At 72.4% G+C, this 18,495-nt stretch carries 14 protein-coding genes and 1 tRNA gene; 8 read left to right on the top strand and 7 right to left on the bottom strand.

The annotated features are described in order from the left end of the window. The first annotated feature begins 123 nt into the window (after positions 1 to 123). Positions 124 to 1,290: an Ig-like domain-containing protein gene (locus tag F0L17_RS12225; RefSeq protein ID WP_155071096.1), complete on the top strand. Its 1,167-nt coding sequence runs from the start codon at positions 124 to 126 to the stop codon at positions 1,288 to 1,290. Positions 1,291 to 1,385: 95 nt separating this feature from the next. Here the strand turns inward: F0L17_RS12225 and F0L17_RS12220 are convergent. Continuing rightward, positions 1,386 to 1,459, bottom strand: a tRNA-Gly gene (locus tag F0L17_RS12220). Positions 1,460 to 1,714: 255 nt separating this feature from the next. Between F0L17_RS12220 and F0L17_RS12215 the strand changes: the two genes are divergently transcribed. The 3 genes from F0L17_RS12215 (at position 1,715) to F0L17_RS12205 (ending at position 3,107) form a co-directional block, all read left to right on the top strand. Then, a complete protein-coding gene (locus F0L17_RS12215; protein ID WP_155071095.1) occupies positions 1,715 to 1,900 on the top strand; it encodes a hypothetical protein in 186 nt (61 codons plus the stop codon). A 106-nt stretch (positions 1,901 to 2,006) separates the two neighbouring features. Next, the gene (dcd, locus tag F0L17_RS12210) at positions 2,007 to 2,582 is read left to right on the top strand and encodes a dCTP deaminase (RefSeq protein WP_162466106.1); all 576 of its coding nucleotides are present in this window, start codon (positions 2,007 to 2,009) and stop codon (positions 2,580 to 2,582) included. Between the two features lie 18 nt (positions 2,583 to 2,600). Continuing rightward, positions 2,601 to 3,107, top strand: coding sequence for a phosphoribosyltransferase (locus F0L17_RS12205; protein ID WP_155071094.1), 507 nt, complete (start codon positions 2,601 to 2,603; stop codon positions 3,105 to 3,107). A 112-nt stretch (positions 3,108 to 3,219) separates the two neighbouring features. On the opposite strand, the gene F0L17_RS12200 is transcribed toward F0L17_RS12205, so the two are convergent. From F0L17_RS12200 to ureA, 4 genes are all read right to left on the bottom strand, one after another. Next, a complete protein-coding gene (locus F0L17_RS12200; protein ID WP_155071093.1) occupies positions 3,220 to 4,572 on the bottom strand; it encodes an MFS transporter in 1,353 nt (450 codons plus the stop codon). Further along, positions 4,569 to 6,272, bottom strand: a complete 1,704-nt coding sequence (locus F0L17_RS12195; protein ID WP_155071092.1) for an amidohydrolase — start codon at positions 6,270 to 6,272, stop codon at positions 4,569 to 4,571. The genes F0L17_RS12200 and F0L17_RS12195 overlap by 4 nt, the downstream gene beginning before the upstream one ends. Before the next feature lie 64 nt (positions 6,273 to 6,336). Next, on the bottom strand, positions 6,337 to 8,025 hold the full coding sequence (locus F0L17_RS12190; protein WP_155071091.1) for an urease subunit alpha: 1,689 nt from the start codon (positions 8,023 to 8,025) through the stop codon (positions 6,337 to 6,339). After that, complete coding sequence (ureA, locus tag F0L17_RS12185) at positions 8,022 to 8,612, bottom strand: urease subunit gamma (RefSeq protein WP_155071090.1); 591 nt, start codon at positions 8,610 to 8,612, stop codon at positions 8,022 to 8,024. The genes F0L17_RS12190 and ureA overlap by 4 nt, the downstream gene beginning before the upstream one ends. Before the next feature lie 143 nt (positions 8,613 to 8,755). Here ureA and F0L17_RS28055 point away from each other — a divergent pair, with 143 nt between their 5' ends. Continuing rightward, a complete protein-coding gene (locus F0L17_RS28055; RefSeq protein WP_155071089.1) occupies positions 8,756 to 9,934 on the top strand; it encodes a PucR family transcriptional regulator in 1,179 nt (392 codons plus the stop codon). An 83-nt stretch (positions 9,935 to 10,017) separates the two neighbouring features. Further along, a complete protein-coding gene (locus F0L17_RS12175) occupies positions 10,018 to 11,607 on the top strand; it encodes a ricin-type beta-trefoil lectin domain protein (RefSeq protein WP_155071088.1) in 1,590 nt (529 codons plus the stop codon). Positions 11,608 to 11,788: 181 nt separating this feature from the next. Here F0L17_RS12175 and F0L17_RS12170 read toward each other — a convergent pair whose 3' ends face one another. Then, a complete protein-coding gene (locus tag F0L17_RS12170) occupies positions 11,789 to 12,778 on the bottom strand; it encodes a Yip1 family protein (protein WP_338018055.1) in 990 nt (329 codons plus the stop codon). A gap of 265 nt (positions 12,779 to 13,043) precedes the next feature. After that, complete coding sequence (locus F0L17_RS12165) at positions 13,044 to 15,353, bottom strand: (Fe-S)-binding protein (protein WP_155071086.1); 2,310 nt, start codon at positions 15,351 to 15,353, stop codon at positions 13,044 to 13,046. Positions 15,354 to 15,939: 586 nt separating this feature from the next. Here F0L17_RS12165 and dnaK point away from each other — a divergent pair. Then, entirely contained in the window at positions 15,940 to 17,793 is a 1,854-nt protein-coding gene (dnaK, locus tag F0L17_RS12160; protein WP_155071085.1) for a molecular chaperone DnaK, read from the top strand. After that, positions 17,790 to 18,482 carry a nucleotide exchange factor GrpE gene (gene grpE / locus F0L17_RS12155; RefSeq protein ID WP_162466105.1) on the top strand — a complete coding sequence of 231 codons (693 nt, stop codon included), beginning with the start codon at positions 17,790 to 17,792 and terminating at the stop codon, positions 18,480 to 18,482. The genes dnaK and grpE overlap by 4 nt, the downstream gene beginning before the upstream one ends. Positions 18,483 to 18,495: the final 13 nt, after the last annotated feature.

Below are 18,495 nucleotides of genomic sequence, written 5' to 3'. Positions count from 1 at the left end.
GCCGTCGGCGCCCCCGCGACCGCCCGCGCCCGCGTCGTCCTCGTCGCCCTCCTCTCCCGTGGAAGGAACCCATTGACCACCATGTGCTCCAGGCGCGGTGCGCGTGCCCTGGCGGCTTCGCTCGTGAGCACCGTGCTGCTGGCCGGCTGCCAGTCCGTCGGAACGGGAGAGGCGGGGAACGGGGGAGACGGGAGACCGGACGCCACCGTGGCCGTCCGCGCCGACATCACCGTCTCGCCCGCCGACGAGGAGAAGGACCCCGTGGACCCCGGGCGCACCGTGGAGGTCACGGTCGTCCACGGGAAGTTGGGGTCCGTCCGGGTCAGGCCCGACGAGGGCGAGGGCGTCGAGGTCACCGGGGTGCTGGGCGACGGCGGGCGCACCTGGCGGTCCGACCGCACGATGACGCCCGGCACCCGCTACGTCGTCGAGGCCACCGCCACCAACGCGGCCGGGGCCACGACCCGGACCGAGAGCACCTTCCGCACCAGGGACGCCGAACGCGTCAACGGCGTCAACGTCACGCCCGTCGACGGCGCGGTCGTCGGCGCCGGGCAGCCGGTGTCGATCGCCTTCGACGAACCCGTCGAGGACAAGGCGGCCGTCGAGAAGCGCCTGTCGGTCACCACCACCCCGAAGGTGGAGGGCGCCTGGGGCTGGACCCGCGACCCGCTGACGGGCGTCGAGCGGGTGGACTGGCGACCGAAGGAGTACTGGCCGAAGGGCACCGAGGTGACACTGCGCGCCGAACTCAGCGGCGTGGACACCGGCGGCGGACGCCACCTGCGCCGGGACGTCACCACCACCTTCACCACGGGAGTCGCCCGGATCTCCACGGTGGACCTGGAGCGGCACACGATGACGGTCTCCGAGGACGGCGAGGTGGTCCGCACCATCCCCATATCCGGCGGCTCCCCCGAGTACCCGACCTGGAACGGCACGATGGTCGTCCTGCGCAAGCAGGCCATGGTCCGCATGACCTCCGCGTCGGTCGGCATCGACGACCACTACGACCTACAGGTGCCGTGGGCGGTCCACATGACGACCTCCGGCACCTACACCCACGCCGCTCCGTGGAACGAGGGCAAGGGCTACTTCGGGCGGGTCAACACCAGCCACGGCTGCGTGGGGATGTCCACCACGGACGGCAAGTGGTTCTACGACCGGTCCGTGCCCGGGGACATCATCGAGGTCACCGGATCGACGCGGGGAACGGTGGCCGTCGGCAACGGCTACGGCGACTGGAACCTCGACTTCGAGGACTGGCGCGAACTCGGCGCCCTGCGCTGACCACCGCCGGTCCCGGCCTCGGTCCCGGCCCCGTCGCCACGGGGCCGGGACCGGAGAACGAGGAAGCCCCGGGCCGACGACCCGGGGCTTTCCGCTGGAGCGGGCGACGGGAATCGAACCCGCGCTCTGAGCTTGGGAAGCTCATGTTCTACCATTAAACTACGCCCGCGAGGAGCGAACGATCACGTCGCTCATCGACGCACACTGTACCCCATCCCGGACCCCCGGCGCACAGCCGCGGGGTCTTTTCGTCGTTCCCGTGCGGGTGTCCGTTCGGCCGGCCGAACTCGCATGGCGGGCGCGTCACGGGGAAGCGGGGGAAGGGAGTTGGGGCGTACGGTGGAAGCGGAGTGCCGCCGCCCGACCCCGCCGGATCATCCCCTAACGTGGCTTTTGTCGTTCACGTACTGGGGAGAGGCAGGCGATGGAGTCCACCGTCGTTCAATGTGCCGAGGGGCACGTGTTCAGCACGTCGACGTTCCCGATGCAGAACCTCGGCACCACCCGGATCGGCCCCGGCCGGCTGCTGCGGTGCCCGCGGTGCGCGCGGCTGCGGCACGCCGTCCCGGTGGCCCGGAGGGGCGCGGGCGCGGGAGTCGCGAGAGGCTGAGCGGTACGGAGACGCAGGTCGCGCCGGGTGGCGCGGCAGGCGGGACGGAGGAGGCCGTGCGGGCCCGGTGCGCAGGCGCCGGGCCCGCGGTCTGTACCCTCGGTGCGTGCTTCTCTCAGACAAGGACATCCGCGCCGAGGTCGACGCCGGGCGAGTGAGGATCGAGCCGTACGACCCGGCGATGGTGCAGCCGTCCAGCATCGACGTGCGTCTGGACCGCTTCTTCCGGGTCTTCGAGAACCACCGCTACCCCCACATCGACCCCGCCACCGAGCAGCCCGACCTGACGCGACTGGTCGAGCCCGAGGGGGACGAGCCGTTCATCCTGCACCCGGGCGAGTTCGTGCTGGCCTCGACGTACGAGGTCGTCACCCTGCCCGACGACATCGCCTCCCGGCTGGAGGGCAAGAGCTCGCTGGGGCGGCTGGGCCTGTTGACGCACTCCACGGCCGGGTTCATCGACCCCGGCTTCTCCGGGCACGTGACGCTGGAGCTGTCGAACGTGGCGACGCTGCCCATCAAGCTCTGGCCCGGGATGAAGATCGGCCAGCTGTGCATGTTCCGGCTGACCTCGCCCGCCGAGCACCCGTACGGCTCCGCCCGGTACGGCTCCCGGTACCAGGGGCAGCGCGGGCCGACGCCCTCGCGCTCCTATCTGAACTTCCACCGCACGCAGGTCTGAGCGAGGAGAGGAACGCGCATGGGTGCCACGGGCGAAGAGCGGGAGAACCTGAGCTACGAGCTGTTCGGGCGGGCGATCCGGGAGCTGGCGCAGGCCGTCGCGGACGACGGTTACGAGCCGGACATGATCCTGTCCATCGCGCGCGGCGGCCTGTTCGTCGCGGGCGGGCTCGGCTACGCCCTCGACGTGAAGAACCTGCACGTGATGAACGTGGAGTTCTACACCGGCGTGGGCGAGACGCTCGACATGCCGGTGATGCTCCCGCCGGTGCCCAACGTCGTGGACCTGAGCGAGAAGAAGGTCCTGGTCGCCGACGACGTCGCCGACACCGGCAAGACGCTGAAGCTGGTGCACGAGTTCTGCTCCGAGCACGTGGCCGAGGTCCGCTCCGCGGTGGTCTACGAGAAGCCGCAGTCGCTGGTGAAGTGCGAGTACGTGTGGAAGCACACGGATCGCTGGATCAACTTCCCGTGGTCCGTGGAACCGCCGGTGGTGCGTCGGGACGGGCAGGTCCTGGACGCCTGACGGGCGGGCCGCCGAACGTCGGCCGAACGTCACGCGCGCGGTGAGCGCGTGAGCGGGCCCCGCGGCCCGGACCGAACCGGGCCGCGGGGCCCGCTCACGCGGGGCACGCGCGTCAGGTGGTGGTGACGTTGTCCCGCACCCGCATCCGCTCGCCCAGCAGGCCGCCGAACGCGGTGAGCAGGGACAGGCCCGCCAGCAGCAGGGCCACCGGCCACGAGGTGCCGCCGCTGACGTCCAGCAGGGCGGTGGCGGCGAAGGGCAGGAAGCCGGTGAGGGCGCCCGCGAGGTTGTACGCCAGGGCCACGCCGCTGTAGCGGAGGTTGGCCGGGAACAGCTCGGTGAGCAGGGCCCCGGAGACGGCGTACGCCACGGAGAGCAGGGCGATGCCGGACGCGACGGCGAGGACGACCAGCACCGGGTTCTCGGTGTCGATCAGCCAGAAGACGGGGAAGGCGATCAGCGCGCTGCCCACGCCGCCCCAGACGGTGACGCGTCCCGGTCCGAGCCGCTCCGCCACCCGGCCCATGACCAGGATCACCACGATCTCGACCACGGCCGCGACGAGGGTGGCGTTGACCATCAGGCTCCGCGACATTCCGAGGGTGTCGGCGCCGTAGCTGATCACGAAGGTGGTCAGGATGTAGAAGCCGCCGACGCCCAGCAGCGCCGAGGTGATGGCGACCAGCAGCCGGCGCCAGGCGGTGCGGAAGACGTCCAGCGCCGGGACCTTGGCGCGGTCGTCCTGCTTGAGCAGCTCCTCGAAGAGCGGCGACTCCTCCACCTTGCGGCGGATGTAGACGGCGACGAGCAGCATGGGGAAGGCCGCCAGGAACGGCAGGCGCCAGCCCCAGGCGTCGAAGGAGTCGTCCGGGAGCAGCAGCACCAGGGAGAAGGCGCCGGAGGAGAGCAGGGTGCCGATGGGGGAGCCGACCTGCGGCAGGGCGGCGTAGCGTCCGCGCTTCTCCGGTGGCGCGTGCTCCACGGCCAGGGTGACGGCGCCGCCCCACTCGCCGCCGACCGCGATGCCCTGGAGCAGCCGCAGCAGGACCAGCAGCAGCGGCGCGGCCAGACCGATCGCGGCGTAGCCGGGCAGCAGGCCGATGAGGCCGGTGGCGGCGCCGATCATCACCACGGTGATCAGCAGGGCGGGACGGCGGCCGATGCGGTCGCCCAACCAGCCGAAGACCACGGCGCCCACGGGGCGGGCCGCGAAGCCGACGCCGAAGGTGGCGAAGGCGGCGAGGGTGGCGGCCGTGGGGTTGAGGGAGGTGAAGTACAGCCGGTTGAAGACGATGGCGGCGGCGGTGCCGAAGAGGAAGTAGTCGTACCACTCCAGGGCCGTGCCGACGAAGGACGCGAAGGCGACGCGTCCGGCGTCCTTCTCGGACACCACCACCGACCGGTCGCCGCCCGGGGAGTCCGGGCCGCCCGGTGGGGAGGTCAGGGCGTTGGCCGGTTCGTTCATGGGTGACTCCTTGGGTGCGGTCGTCGGGGGGTGGCCGTGGTGGGGAGGGGGCCGGTCACGGTGGCGGTCTTCTCCAGCGCCTCGGCGCCGTGCGCGCACGCGCCGGAGACGAAGGTGGCCAGGACGTCGATGGCGCCGATGCGACCGCCGTCGGTCTCGACCGGGTCGTCGGAGAGCAGGACGAGGTCGGCGAGCTTGCCGGGGGTGAGGCTGCCGCGCCGGTCCTCGTCGAGGGAGACCCAGGCGGCGTCGAGGGTGTAAGCGCGCAGGGCCACCTCGGCGGTGACCCTCTCGTCGGGGCCGAGGACCGCGCCGTCCCGGCTGAGCCGCTCGACCATGGACTGCATGCCCAGCAGCGGCGCGCCGGGGGCGACCGGACGGTCGGAGCTGCCGGGGACGCGCAGCCCGTGGTCGAGGAAGGAGCGGTGGCGGTACAGCCAGCCGGTGCGGTCGGGGCCGAGCGCCTCGGCCATGGTGTCGCCGACCGCGTGCAGGAAGCGGGCCTGCGGTACGGGCGTCACCCCCAGGTCGACGTAGCGGCGCAGTTGGTCGGGTCGGACGACGCCGGAGTGCTCGATGCGGTGGCGGGCGCCGGGCCGGGGGGCGGCGCGGTGGGCCTCGTCGAGGGCGTCGAGGGCGAGGTCGACGGCGGCGTCCCCGATGGCGTGGGCGGCGATCCGCCAGCCGGCGCGGTGGGCGGCGACGACGAGGGCGCGCATCGCTTCGGGGTCGTCCTGGTAGACGCCGGCGGTGTGGTCGTGGCCGCAGAGCGGTTCGGTGACGGCGGCGGTGCGGCCGATGAGGGAGCCGTCCAGCCAGATCTTCATGGGGCCCAGGCGGAGTCGGTCGTCGCCGAATCCGGTGCGCAGGCCGAGGTCGATGCCGGCGGTGATGTCGTCGTCGGGGTGCGCGTGAAGGGGGTGGAGGTTGTCGGCGGCGACCATCAGCTCGACGCGGGTGGCCAGGGTGCCCCGCTCGCGGGCGAGCTGGTAGGCGGCGGCCTCGACGGGGCTGCGGCCGATCAGTCCGCGGCCGATGCCGGCCTCGGTGACGTGGGTGAGGCCCTCGGAGGCGTAGACGGCGCTCGCCCGGCCGATCGCGTCGGCCAGTTCCTCCACCGGGTAGGGCTGGACGAGGCCGGTCACCAGGGACTGGGCGCGCTCCTGGAGGAGCCCGGTGGGGGCGCCGGAGGCGTCGCGGACGACGACGCCGCCTTCGGGTTCGGCGGCGGTGCCGGCCAGGACGCCGGCCAGCCGCAGCACCTCGCTGCTGACGGCGCACATGTGGCCCGAGCGGTGCTTGAGCCAGACGGGCCGCCCGCCGCCGGCGCGGTCGAGGGCCGTGCGGTGCGGGTGGCCGCCCAGGACGGTGTCGTCGTAGCCGGATCCGACGATCCAGGCGTCGGCGGGGAGGGTGGCGGCGCGGCGGGCGACGGCGTCGTGGACGGCGTCCGGGGTGTCGGCGTCGCTCAGGTCGAGTTCGGCGAGGGACTGGCCGAACCAGGCCATGTGGTTGTGGGCGTCGCCGAAGCCGGGGACGACGGTCGCGCCGTGGCAGTCGACGGTGGTGCGGGCGGGCAGGTCGGCGACCGTGTCGTCCAGGCCGACGATCCGGCCGTGCAGCACGCCGAGGGTGTGGGCCCGGGGGTGGGCGTCGTCGACGGTGCGGACGCGGGCACCGGTGAGCTTCAGGTCGAGCATGGCGGGGTGGTTCTCCGGGTTCTTCCGGTTCCTCCGGGTCGGCCGCGGGGCCGGTTCGGCCGGGTCAGGCGAGGTTCTGGAGCCGGGTGAGCGGCAGTTCGGCGGCGTGGTGGACATCGACGGGGCGGCCGTCGACGAGGACGGCGTCGGGTGTGGTGGGCACCCGTACGTCCGGTACGGCGGTGTTGGCCACCATGTCGGCCCTCTCCAGGCCGCGGCTGTCGCGCAGGGCGGTGTAGCGCACTCCGCGGGGCAGGGCGTCGGCGGCGGCGCGGTCGGCCAGGCAGGTCTCGGAGACGAAGACGGTGGACAGCCGGCGCGGTGCCCCGCCCAGTCCGCCGAAGTAGGGCTTCATCACCCGCGGCTGGGTCAGGCGGGTGGAGCCGGAGCCCGAGCCGGACAGGCCCCAGGCGACGAATCCGGACTTCAGCACCAGTTCGGGCTGGGCGCCGAAGGTCGCCGGGCGCCACAGGACGACGTCGGCCAGGCGGCCGGGGCGCAGGGAGCCCACCTCGTGGGCCATTCCGTGGGCGATGGCGGGGTTGAGGGTGATCTTGGCGAGGTAGCGCAACACCCGCTCGTTGTTGACGTGCTCCGGCCCGGTCTCGCCCGCCAGGTGGGCCTGGACGTGGGCGAGCTGCCAGGTGCGGCGGGCGGTCTCGGCGATGCGCCCCATGCCCATGGAGTCGGAGTTGACGATGCTGATGGCGCCCAGGTCGTGCAGGGCGTTCTCGGCGGCGATGGCGTGTTCGCGCACCCGACCGGCGGCGATGGACAGGTCGCTGTCCAGACCGTGGTGGCCGCGGTGCACGGTGAGCGTCATCGGCAGCAGCTCGGCGACGGTGGCCGGGGTGAGCGGCAGGGTGGGGGTGGTGGAGGAGGTCAACACGTGCGGCCGGGAGACGATCTCCAGCAGGTCCGGGTGTCCGCCGCCGCCCTCGACGTGGTAGGCGTGCACCGTCCGGCCGCGGGTGGCGTCGAGGGTGTCGCAGAGGTAGCCGGACTCGTTGAGGGTGTCGGTGTGCAGCGCGACCGGCAGGTCGGTCTCCTCGGCGACGCCCAGGCAGGTGTCGACGATCCGGGGGGTGGCGCCCCAGTCCTCGTGGATCTTGAAGCCGCCGGCTCCGGCGAGGACGGCGCGCTCCAGCAACTCCCGCGAGGAGGACGAGCCGCGGGCCAGGAACGCCACGTTGATCGGGGCGTCGCGCCAGCCCTCGATGAGGCTGTGCAGGTTGTACGCGGGGTTGGCGCCCACGTCCCACACGCCGCCGATGCCCATGCCGACCAGGGAGGTGACCCCGGCGGACAGCGCGGCGGGCACCACCTCGGGGCTGGAGAGGTGGACGTGGGAGTCGACGGTGCCGGGGGTGGCGATCAGGCCCTCACCGGTGATCATCGCGGTGTGGGAGTCGACGACCAGCTCGACGCCGTCGGTGGTGTCGGGGTTGCCGGCCCGTCCCACGCCGACGATCCGGCCGTCCTTGATGCCGATGTTGGTCTTGCGGACGCCCAGCAGCGGGTCCATGACGACGACGCCGAGGACCACCATGTCCAGGGCGCTCTCGCGCGGGGCGCGGCCGGTGACCAGCAGCCCGTCGCGGGCGGTCTTGCCGCAGCCGCCGAGCAGCTCCTCGCCGGGTTCGGTGTCGTCGGCCTCGACGCGCACCCACAGGTCGGTGTCGGCCAGGCGGACCAGGTCGCCGGTGGTGGGGCCGTAGAGGGAGGCGTAGGCCTCCCGGGGCATCCGGCTCATCGCCGGTCACCTCCTCGTGCGACGACGGTGACGGAGCGGGTGCGGCCGGGCGTGAACTCGACCGAGGTGCCGGCCGGGACGTCCAGCCGGTGGCCGCGGGCGGCCTCGCGGTCGAACTCCAGGGCGGTGTTGGCCTCCTCCAGGGGGAAGTGCGAGGAGACCCAGACCGGCCGGGGGCCGCGGTTGGTGACGGTCAGGGTGCGGCGGGGCCGGCCGGGCGCCAGCTCGGCGTCCTGCTCGGCGCCCCCGGCGACCAGGACGCCGCCGGGACCGTGCGGGTCGGCCGGGCCGAACGGCTCGGGGACGTGGACGAGGCTGGTGCCGTGCGGGAAGAGGGCCTCGACCTGGACGCTCGGCACCGCCTCGGGCACGCCGGGCAGCAGCCGGTCGCGGGGGACGACGCGCGCCGCGCGCTCGACGACCTCCTCCAGGGGCGTGCCGTCCCAGGCCATCTCCAGGATCTCGTCGCAGACCAGGGCGACGGCCTCGGTGGCGCCCAGCCGCGCGCCGCGCGCCAGCCGCCTGCGGGCCAGCTCGGCGGCGGTGAACAGGGTGAGCCTCTCCTGCTCGCGCGGTGTCAGGTGCATGGGAGTGTTCCCTCGGAGTCGGGTGCGGCCGTCGGCGGCTCCGCCGGGCCTCGGGCTTTTCCGGTATGCCCAGCAGCGTGCCCCTCGGGCGAGGGGACGAACAATGACGGGACGCTTCGAGCTGCGGCTCCGATAATGGGCACATGCACAATTCGCCGTCCTCGGCCGGCGGGTCGGACGAGGCCGTCCACGCCCGGCTGCGCCGGCTGGCCCGCGACTGCCTGGACCACCTGGACGACCTGGTGGGCCGGTACGTCGCCGAGGTCTCCGACTTCGAGGACTACCGCTCCACCGTCGCCCCCGAGGACCTCCGTGACACCGCCCGCGACTCCTTCGAGCTGCTGCTGCGGCTGATCGGCGGGTTGCCGCTGCGCGAGGAGCTGCGGGCGGTGCCCGAGCGGCTGGGGCGTCGCCGGGCCCACCAGGGGGTGCCGCTGGAGAAGCTGCTGCAGGCGGTGCGGATGGACTTCCGGGTGATCTGGACGGTCTTCCTGGAGCGGGTGGCGCCCGAGGAGCTGCCGGAACTGACGCGCGGCGCGGTGCGGGTGTGGGAGGCGGTGGAGTTCCACACGGTGCACGTGCACGCCGCCTACCTGGACGAGGTGGCCGTGCTCGCCCGGGAGCAGGAGCGGCAGCGGACGGCCCTGATGGGGCGGCTGCTGTCGTCCGACGGCCGGGACCAGCAACTCGTCGCCCAGGTGGCGACCCTGCTGAGGGTGAGCGCCCAGGACGTGTTCGCGGTGGCGATCGCGCCTCCCGCCTCCCAGGACGCGATGCGGCGCGCGGTGGCCGGCCGGATGACGGGCCACACCACCCATCTGCAGCAACACCAGGGGATGCTGGTGCTCGTCGCCCGACTGCCGCGCGGCGTCGAGGCCCCACCGCCGTCCTGGCTGGAGGATGTGCCGTGCGCGGTCGGTCCGCCGGCGCACGGGCTGGCCAGGGTGCCGGAGGTCGTCCGGGCGGCGGAGGCGGTGGCCGTGGTGATGGACCCGGACGTCGCCGGGCCGGTGACGCTGACCGATGCCTGGATGCCGGTGGCCGCGGCCGGGCTGGGGCCGGTGGCGGGGATGCTGGGCGACTCGGTGCTCTCCGCGCTGGACCCGCTGCCGCCGCACGAGCGGGAGCGGCTGCTGGAGACGGTGGTCGTGTACTGCGGTTCCGGGTCGGTCGCCGAGACCTCCGGCGCGCTGTACTGCCACCGCAACACCGTCCTCAACCGGTTGCGTCGGTTCACCGAGTTGACCGGCCTCGATCCCACGCGCCCGGTGGACGCGGCCACGGCGCTGTTCGCGATGCGCTGCCGCGACCTGGCCGACTGACGCGTACGCGGGGGGTTTCGGAACGGTCCGACAGCAGGTAAATACCGTGGGTAACTGGTGTTGCCCCCGGAGAGGGAGCCCCCATGGAACGTGCGAGACGGCTCGTAGGACGGCGAGGGACGACGGGTGGAGGCGGGGAGGCACGCGGCCGCCGGACGCGCGCGGTGCGCGGCGCCCTGGCCGCCGTCGCGGCGCTGACCACCCTGACCGGGCTCCTGGCGGCGGCGCCCGCCGCGGCGACCGACCGGCCGGCGGCCCGGCGGGCCGTCCCGCTGCCGCCCGAGCTGGAGGAGATCCGCGCCGAGTGGGCCCGAGCGCTGTACGGCGACCCCGCGCCGCGTCCCGTGGAGGAGCGGAAGACCGCGCTGATCTCCCTGGGCGACAGCGAGATCTCCGGCGAGGGCGTTGGCACGTACGAGCCGGGCACGGACGGCCCCGACAACTGGTGCCACCGCTCGCCCGACGCCGCCGTCCACCGCACCGGCATCCCCGTGGACGTCACGTACAACGTGGCGTGTTCCGGAGCGTCCACCGACAACGTCCGCATCGGCGGACGGAAGCAGTACGCCGACGAGTTGGTGCAGAGCGACAGCCTGGCGATCGCCGCCCGCACCACGCGGCTGTCGATGGTGCTGCTGGTCGTGGGCGCCAACGACGACCTGCGGTTCGGCCCGGTGATGACCGACTGCGTGGCGCGCTGGTTCCTGCTCCGGGGCCCGTGCGCCCCCACCTACGCCGACGGCTGGCAGGCCCGGATCGACGGCCTGGTGCCCAAGGTCGAGCGGACCGCGCGCGACCTGCGGACCGTGATGCGGGAGGCGGGCTACGCCGACGACGACTACCGGCTCGTACTGCTCGGCTATCCCGGCCCCATCGGCCCCGACGTCCGCGACAACCCCCACTACCGGGGGAAGCTCCCCGGCGGCTGCACCGTCCACGACGAGGACGCCCGCTGGGCGCGTGACCACGCCGTGCCGCTGTTCGCCACCGGGATGCGCGAGGCCGCCCGGCGCGCCGGCGTCACGTTCCTGGACGCCTCGCGGCTCTTCCACGGTCACGAGGTGTGCATGGAGGCCCCCCGGGCGCGCGGGCTGTGGGTGGATCCGACCAATCCCTTCCCGCCGGACTTCAACTCCGTGCGCCAGTCCTTCCACCCCAACCACCGCGGGCACGGCGCCTTCGCCGCCTGTCTGACGCGGCTGCACGGGACGGAGGCGCGTGAGGCGTCGTGCGCCGACGCCGCCGGCACGGGGTCGCCCGCGCTGTACGCGGGGGCGTGGGACGACCACTTCGCGCCCCTGCGGAACGTCGCCTGGTCCACCTGCCTGGGCGTCGACGGGACCACCGGCCGGAACGGGACGCCGGTGCGCCTGGGCGACTGCGACGGCGGCCGGCACCAGGGCTGGTGGTACGACGCCGAGCAGCGTGCCCTCCACGTCGAGCTCACCCACGACCGGTGCGTGGACGTGCCGGGCGGTCGTCACGAGGCGGGGGTGGCCGTCCGGTTGTACGACTGCCACGGCGGCGCCGGCCGGCGCTTCGTCCGGGACGGCGACACCCTCCGGCCGGAGGCGGCCCGGGAGCTGTGCCTGACGGCGCCGGGGCCGCGCGAGACCGTGCGGCTTCGGCCGTGTGACGGATCCGACCGGCAACGGTTCGTCCGGGAGGGCTGAACCGGTCGGGCCGGTCGGGCCGCACGCAGACCCTGGAGGAAGAACACAGGGCCGGGATCCCGGGGGACGGGACCCCGGGGGAGAAGGGCCGGGGCCCGCGCGCCGCGCGGGCCCCGCCACGTCGACCGGTGCCGTGGCGCACCGTGGAGTTCGGCGCCCCTACGGCGCTCCCGCAGCGCTCCTACAGTGTGCCGAGCTTGAACAGGGCCAGGAGCGCCACCAGTTGGATGGCGGAGGCGCCCAGCGCCTTCGGCCAGGGCAACTCGTGGGAGCGGCGGACCATCAGGGTCAGCAGCGCCCCCGCCGCGAGCCAGGTGATCCAGCCCACGACCTGGACCACCGAGGCGTCGCCGCCCAGGAACATCGCCAGCAGCAGCCGGGGGGCGTCCGTGAGCGACATGATCAGCATCGACAGGCCGACCGTCGGCGCCCACAGGCCGTTGCCGCCGAGCTGACGGGCCAGGGTGTGGGTGACCACGCCCATCAGCAGGGCGGAGACCACCACGGCCACGCCGGTGATCAGCACGTACGGGACGGCGTTGGAGAGGGTGGAGTTGATCGCGTCCTCGCGGGCCTCGCCGAAGCCGAAGACGGCGAGCAGGCCGTAGAGGAAGGTGACGATCAGCGCGGGGCCCCACACCGAGTGGTCGCGCATCCGCCAGAAGGTGGCGTCGGGGCGCAGCACGATCCCGCTCAGCAGCTGCTTCCAGTGCGGCCGCGGTCCGGTGGGTGCCGTCGGCTGCCCGGCGCCGTAGGTGCTGCCGGCGGTGTAGCCGTCGCCGCCCTGGTGGGGGGCCGGGCCCCCGTGGTCGGGCGCCTCGCCGAGGCTGAACACCTGGGTGTGACCGGGGGTGTCGGCGTACGGGTCGTGCCCGGCGGGCCGCCCGTGCCCCGGGTGGCCGTGACCGCCGTGGCCGCCGTGGCCCGCGTGGCCGCCGTGACCGGGGTCGCCGAAGTACTCCGGCTCGCCGTGCCCGTCGCCCCCCTGGCGCCACAGGGGCTGCCCCGGCCCGCCGGGGCCGGGGCCGCCGGGTCCGGGTCGCCCGGGAGGACCGTACGGCGGCTGCCCGTGCGCTCCGGGCGCCTGCCGCGGGGGGTGCTGCGGGGGGTGCTGCCCATGCTGCTGTGCGTTCCGGGGGTCCCGGCCGCGTCCCATCCTGAATCCAGCCACGCCCTCGAACGTACCGCGTCCGGCGGAGCGCGAGGCCGTGGGGCGGGGTGTGGGAGGGGCTTTGCCGCCGAGATGTGACATCCCCTGGGGGAACCCCCTGTGGCCGTCCCCCGGCGCCGGGTGGGGGTGGCACCAGGGCGGCGCCGGCGCGGCGCGGGACCGGGTGCCCGGGGCGCCCCGGACGTCCGGTCCCGCACACGGCGACGGCCGGCCCCGCGGGAGGCGGGGCCGGCCGTGCGCGCCGGTGAACGGGTCGTCCGGTGGCCTACGTGGCGGGCTCGGGCTCGGGAGCGGACTCCGCGCCGCTGGTGCCCTCGGGCCCGGCGGGGGTCTTCACCGACTCCAGCAGGAGCTGGGCCACGTCCACGACCTGGACGCTCTCCTTGGCCTTGCCCTCGTTCTTCTTGCCGTTGACCGAGTCGGTCAGCATCACCAGGCAGAACGGGCAGGCGGTGGAGACGATGTCCGGGTCGAGGGAGAGCGCCTCGTCCACGCGCTCGGTGTTGATGCGCTTGCCGATGCGCTCCTCCATCCACATCCGCGCGCCGCCGGCGCCGCAGCAGAAGCCCCGCTCCTTGTGGCGGTGCATCTCCTCGTTGCGCAGGCCGGGCACCTTGCCGATGATCTCGCGCGGCGGCGTGTAGACCTTGTTGTGGCGGCCCAGGTAGCACGGGTCGTGGTAGGTGATCAGACCCTCGACCGGGGTGACCGGCACCAGCTTCCCCTCGTCCACGAGGTGCTGGAGCAGTTGCGTGTGGTGGATGACCTCGTAGTGCCCGCCGAGCTGCGGGTACTCGTTGGCGATCGTGTTGAAGCAGTGCGGGCAGGTCGCGACGATCTTCTTCTTGGACCGCTCGACGGTGACGCCCCCGGTGCCGTCCTCGTCCGGTTCGGACTCGCCGAAGGCCATGTTCAGCATCCCGACGTTCTCCTGGCCGAGCTGCTGGAAGAGGAACTCGTTGCCCAGTCGGCGGGCGGAGTCACCGGTGCACTTCTCGTCGCCGCCCATGATCGCGAACTTCACGCCCGCGATGTGCAGCAGTTCGGCGAAGGCCTTGGTGGTCTTCTTGGCCCGGTCCTCCAGGGCGCCGGCGCAACCGACCCAGTACAGGTAGTCGACCTCGGACAGGTCCTCGATGTCCTTGCCGACGACCGGGACCTCGAAGCCCGTCTCCCGCTGGAACTCCTTCGTCCACTCCAGCCGCTGCTTCTTGGCCAGGCCCCAGGGGTTGCCCTTCTTCTCCAGGTTCTTGAGCATCGTCCCGGCCTCGCTCGGGAAGGAGCTCTCGATCATCACCTGGTAGCGGCGCATGTCGACGATGTGGTCGACGTGCTCGATGTCGACGGGGCACTGCTCGACGCAGGCGCCGCAGGTGGTGCAGGACCACAGCACGTCCGGGTCGATGACGCCGTTCTCCTCCAGCGTGCCGACCAGCGGACGCTCGGCCTCCGCCAGGGCGGCGGCCGGAACGTTCGCGAGCTGCTCCTCGCTCGCCTTCTCCTCGCCCTCCGCGGTCTTGCCGCCGCCGGCCAGCAGGTAGGGGGCCTTGGCGTGCGCGTGGTCGCGCAGCGACATGATCAGCAGCTTCGGGGAGAGCGGCTTGCCGGTGTTCCAGGCGGGGCACTGCGACTGGCAGCGACCGCACTCGGTGCAGGTGGAGAAGTCGAGGATGCCCTTCCAGGAGAACTGCTCGACCTGGGAGACGCCGAAGGTGGTCTCCTCGCCCTCCTCCTCGTCGTCGAACACGGTCTCGAAGTCGATCGGCTTGCCGCCCGAGGTCATCGGCTGCAGCGGACCGAGCGCCACCTCGCCGTTCGACTCGCGCTTGAACCAGATGTTGGGGAAGGCCAGGAAGCGGTGCCAGGCGACGCCCATGGCGGTGTTGAGCGACACCGTGATCATCCAGATCATCGAGACGCCGATCTTGACCATGGCGGTGAAGTAGATCAGGTTCTGCAGCGTGCCGGTCTCCAGCCCGTCGAAGGCCTCGACCAGGGGGTAGGAGACGAAGTACGCCGCCTCGTAGCCCTCGACGTGGTGGATCGCGCCCTCCAGGCCGCGCAGCACGAGGATCGCCAGACCGATGGTGAGGATGACGTACTCGACGAAGTACGCCTGCCAGGCCGTCGAACCGGCGAAGCGGGACTTGCGGCCGGGGCGGGTGGGCAGGTTGAGCAGCCGGATCGCGATCAGGACGGCGATGCCCAGGACCGTCGCCAGGCCGATGAACTCGATGTACATCTCGAACGGCAGGAAGCCGCCGAGGACGGGAAGGGTCCAGTCGGCCCGGAAGAGCTGTCCGTACGCCTGGGCGAGCGTCGGCGGGAGGGTCAGGAAGCCGATCGCGACGAACCAGTGGGCGACGCCGACGATCCCCCACCGGTTCATCCGGGTGTGGCCGAGGAACTCCTTGACCAGGGTGGTCGTGCGCTGCTTCGGATGGTCGGTGCGGCTGCCGGCCGGTACCGGCCGGCCGAGCTTCACGAACCGGTAGATCTGCGCGACGGCGCGGGCCAAGAGCGCAACGCCGACCGCGGTGAGTACCAGCGAGACGACGATCGCGGCGAGTTGCATGACGGCTCCTCGAACCTGCGGGGGCGATGCCTGCTGCTGCAAGCTTACTAAGCGGTAACTTATCCGATCTGTTCGAGACTACCCATTGCCGGCGGCCGTCTGTAGCCACTCGTACGGTGATCTGCGTCGCTGAGGCGACCCTTGTCGGGTGGGGGTGTCCCGGGGGCTCCCCGGGGGGTCGGGGCGGAGGCCGGAGGCGTCCGGAGCGACCGCGGGGAGGACGCCCATCCTATAGACCTCGCACCCGCTGAATTGCCCTTAAATCCTGTAGAAAGGGATGAGTCCGGCGCTGGGGTGGGTCGGGGTGCGGCCGGGGCGCGGCGAGGGTTCCGTGCGATTTCCCGTGCGCGGGGGGCGCGCGAGCCGCCCCCGTTCCGCGGGGCGGGTCGAGGGGCGGGTCGAGGGGCGGCTCGACGGCCGGGCGTCCAGGGGGAGTTGGGTGGACGGAGTGACGGGTGGTCGTCCGGCGTGAGCCGGCTTGCGAGAGGAGAGTTGAGTCAACACGACTCAGCTCTCTTGACGCTGACTCCCCTCCTGCTGCACCCTTGAGCCATATCTACTCAAGGCATGGCTGGAGGAACCCGAAATGGCACGTGCGGTCGGCATCGACCTGGGTACGACGAACTCCGTCGTCAGTGTTCTCGAAGGCGGTGAGCCCACCGTCATCACCAACGCCGAGGGCGCCAGGACCACGCCGTCCGTTGTGGCCTTCGCGAAGAACGGCGAGGTGCTGGTCGGCGAGGTCGCCAAGCGCCAGGCCGTCACCAACGTCGACAGGACGATCCGGTCGGTCAAGCGCCACATGGGCACCGACTGGAAGATCAACCTGGACGGCAAGGACTTCAACCCCCAGCAGATCAGCGCCTTCGTGCTGCAGAAGCTGAAGCGGGACGCCGAGGCGTACCTGGGCGAGAAGGTCACCGACGCCGTGATCACCGTCCCGGCGTACTTCAACGACCATGAGCGCCAGGCCACCAAGGAGGCCGGCGAGATCGCGGGCCTGAACGTCCTGCGCATCGTGAACGAGCCCACCGCCGCCGCCCTGGCCTACGGCCTGGAGAAGGAGGACCAGACGATCCTGGTCTTCGACCTCGGTGGCGGTACGTTCGACGTCTCGCTGCTGGAGATCGGCGACGGCGTCGTGGAGGTGAAGGCCACCAACGGCGACAACCACCTCGGCGGCGACGACTGGGACCAGCGGATCGTCGACTACCTGGTCAAGCAGTTCCAGAGCGCCCACGGCGTGGACCTCGCCAAGGACAAGATGGCCCTCCAGCGCCTGCGCGAGGCGGCGGAGAAGGCGAAGATCGAGCTCTCCAGCTCGACCGAGACCACCATCAACCTGCCCTACATCACGGCCTCGGCCGAGGGCCCGCTGCACATGGACGAGAAGCTCACCCGGGCCCAGTTCCAGCAGCTGACCCAGGACCTGCTGGAGCGCTGCAAGATCCCGTTCCACAACGTGATCAAGGACGCCGGCATCCAGCTCTCCGAGATCGACCACGTGGTCCTCGTCGGCGGCTCCACCCGCATGCCCGCCGTCGCCGAGCTCGTCAAGGAGCTGACCGGCGGCAAGGAGGCCAACAAGGGCGTCAACCCGGACGAGGTCGTCGCCATCGGCGCGTCCCTCCAGGCCGGTGTGCTCAAGGGCGAGGTCAAGGACGTCCTGCTGCTGGACGTCACCCCGCTGTCCCTCGGCATCGAGACCAAGGGCGGCATCATGACCAAGCTGATCGAGCGCAACACCACGATCCCGACCAAGCGCTCGGAGATCTTCACCACGGCCGAGGACAACCAGCCCAGCGTGCAGATCCAGGTCTACCAGGGCGAGCGCGAGATCGCCGCGTACAACAAGAAGCTCGGCATGTTCGAGCTGACCGGTCTGCCCCCGGCGCCGCGCGGCGTCCCGCAGATCGAGGTCACCTTCGACATCGACGCCAACGGCATCATGCACGTCTCCGCCAAGGACCTCGGTACCGGCAAGGAGCAGCGCATGACCGTCACCGGCGGCTCCGCGCTGCCGAAGGACGACATCGAGCGCATGATGCGCGAGGCCGAGCAGTACGCGGAGGAGGACCACCGCCGCCGCGAGGCCGCCGAGACGCGCAACCAGGCCGAGCAGCTCGTCTACACCACCGAGAAGTTCCTCAAGGACAACGAGGAGAAGGTTCCCGGTGACGTGAAGAGCGAGGTCGAGTCCGCGGTGGCCGACCTGAAGGAGAAGCTCAAGGGCGAGGACACCGCCGCGATCCGCGAGGCGTCGGAGAAGGTCGCCTCCACCAGCCAGAAGCTGGGCCAGGCGCTCTACGCCGACGCCCAGGGGCAGCAGGCCGCGGGCGGGGCCGCCGGTGCCTCCGGGGCCAAGGCCGACGGCGAGGACGACGTGGTGGACGCCGAGATCGTCGACGACGACAAGTCGAACAAGGGTGATGCAGCGTGACGGAGGAGACCCCGGGTTTCGAGCAGGAGCCCGACGTCCCCACCGACTCCGCGGAGCACGGCGGACAGCAGGCCGAACAGCAGCAGTCCGGTGATGCCGCGCAGACCTCCGGACCCGCCGAGGAGGCGGGCCCGGAGGCCCCGGCCGGGGACGCCGAGCGGGCCGCGCTGACCGCGCAGCTCGACCAGGCGCGCAGCGCGCTGAACGAACGCACCCAGGACCTCCAGCGGCTCCAGGCGGAGTTCTCCAACTACCGCCGTCGGGTCGAGCGGGACCGGGCGGCGGTCAAGGAGGTCGCGATCGCCAACGTGCTGACCGAGCTGCTTCCGGTGCTCGACGACATCGGCCGCGCGCGGGACCACGGCGAGCTGGTCGGCGGCTTCAAGTCGGTGGCCGAGTCGCTGGAGACGGTCGTGGCGAAGATGGGTCTGCAGCAGTTCGGGAAGGAGGGCGAGCCCTTCGATCCGACGGTGCACGAGGCGCTGATGCACTCCTACTCGCCCGATGTCACCGAGACGACGTGCGTGCAGATCCTCCAGCCCGGGTATCGCATCGGCGAGCGCACGATCCGCCCCGCGCGGGTCGGGGTCGCCGAACCGCAGCCCGGTGCCCAGCCCGCCAAGGGCGACGGGGAACAGCAGGCGGAGACGGCAGCCGATGAGGAGAGCGGTGGCCCCGAGCAGGGCTGACGCGAGGGAAGAC

Origin of the sequence: Streptomyces taklimakanensis, assembly GCF_009709575.1 — a bacterium.
Classification (GTDB): Bacteria; Actinomycetota; Actinomycetes; order Streptomycetales; family Streptomycetaceae; genus Streptomyces; species Streptomyces taklimakanensis.
This window is presented reverse-complemented; position numbering and strand designations above follow the sequence as displayed.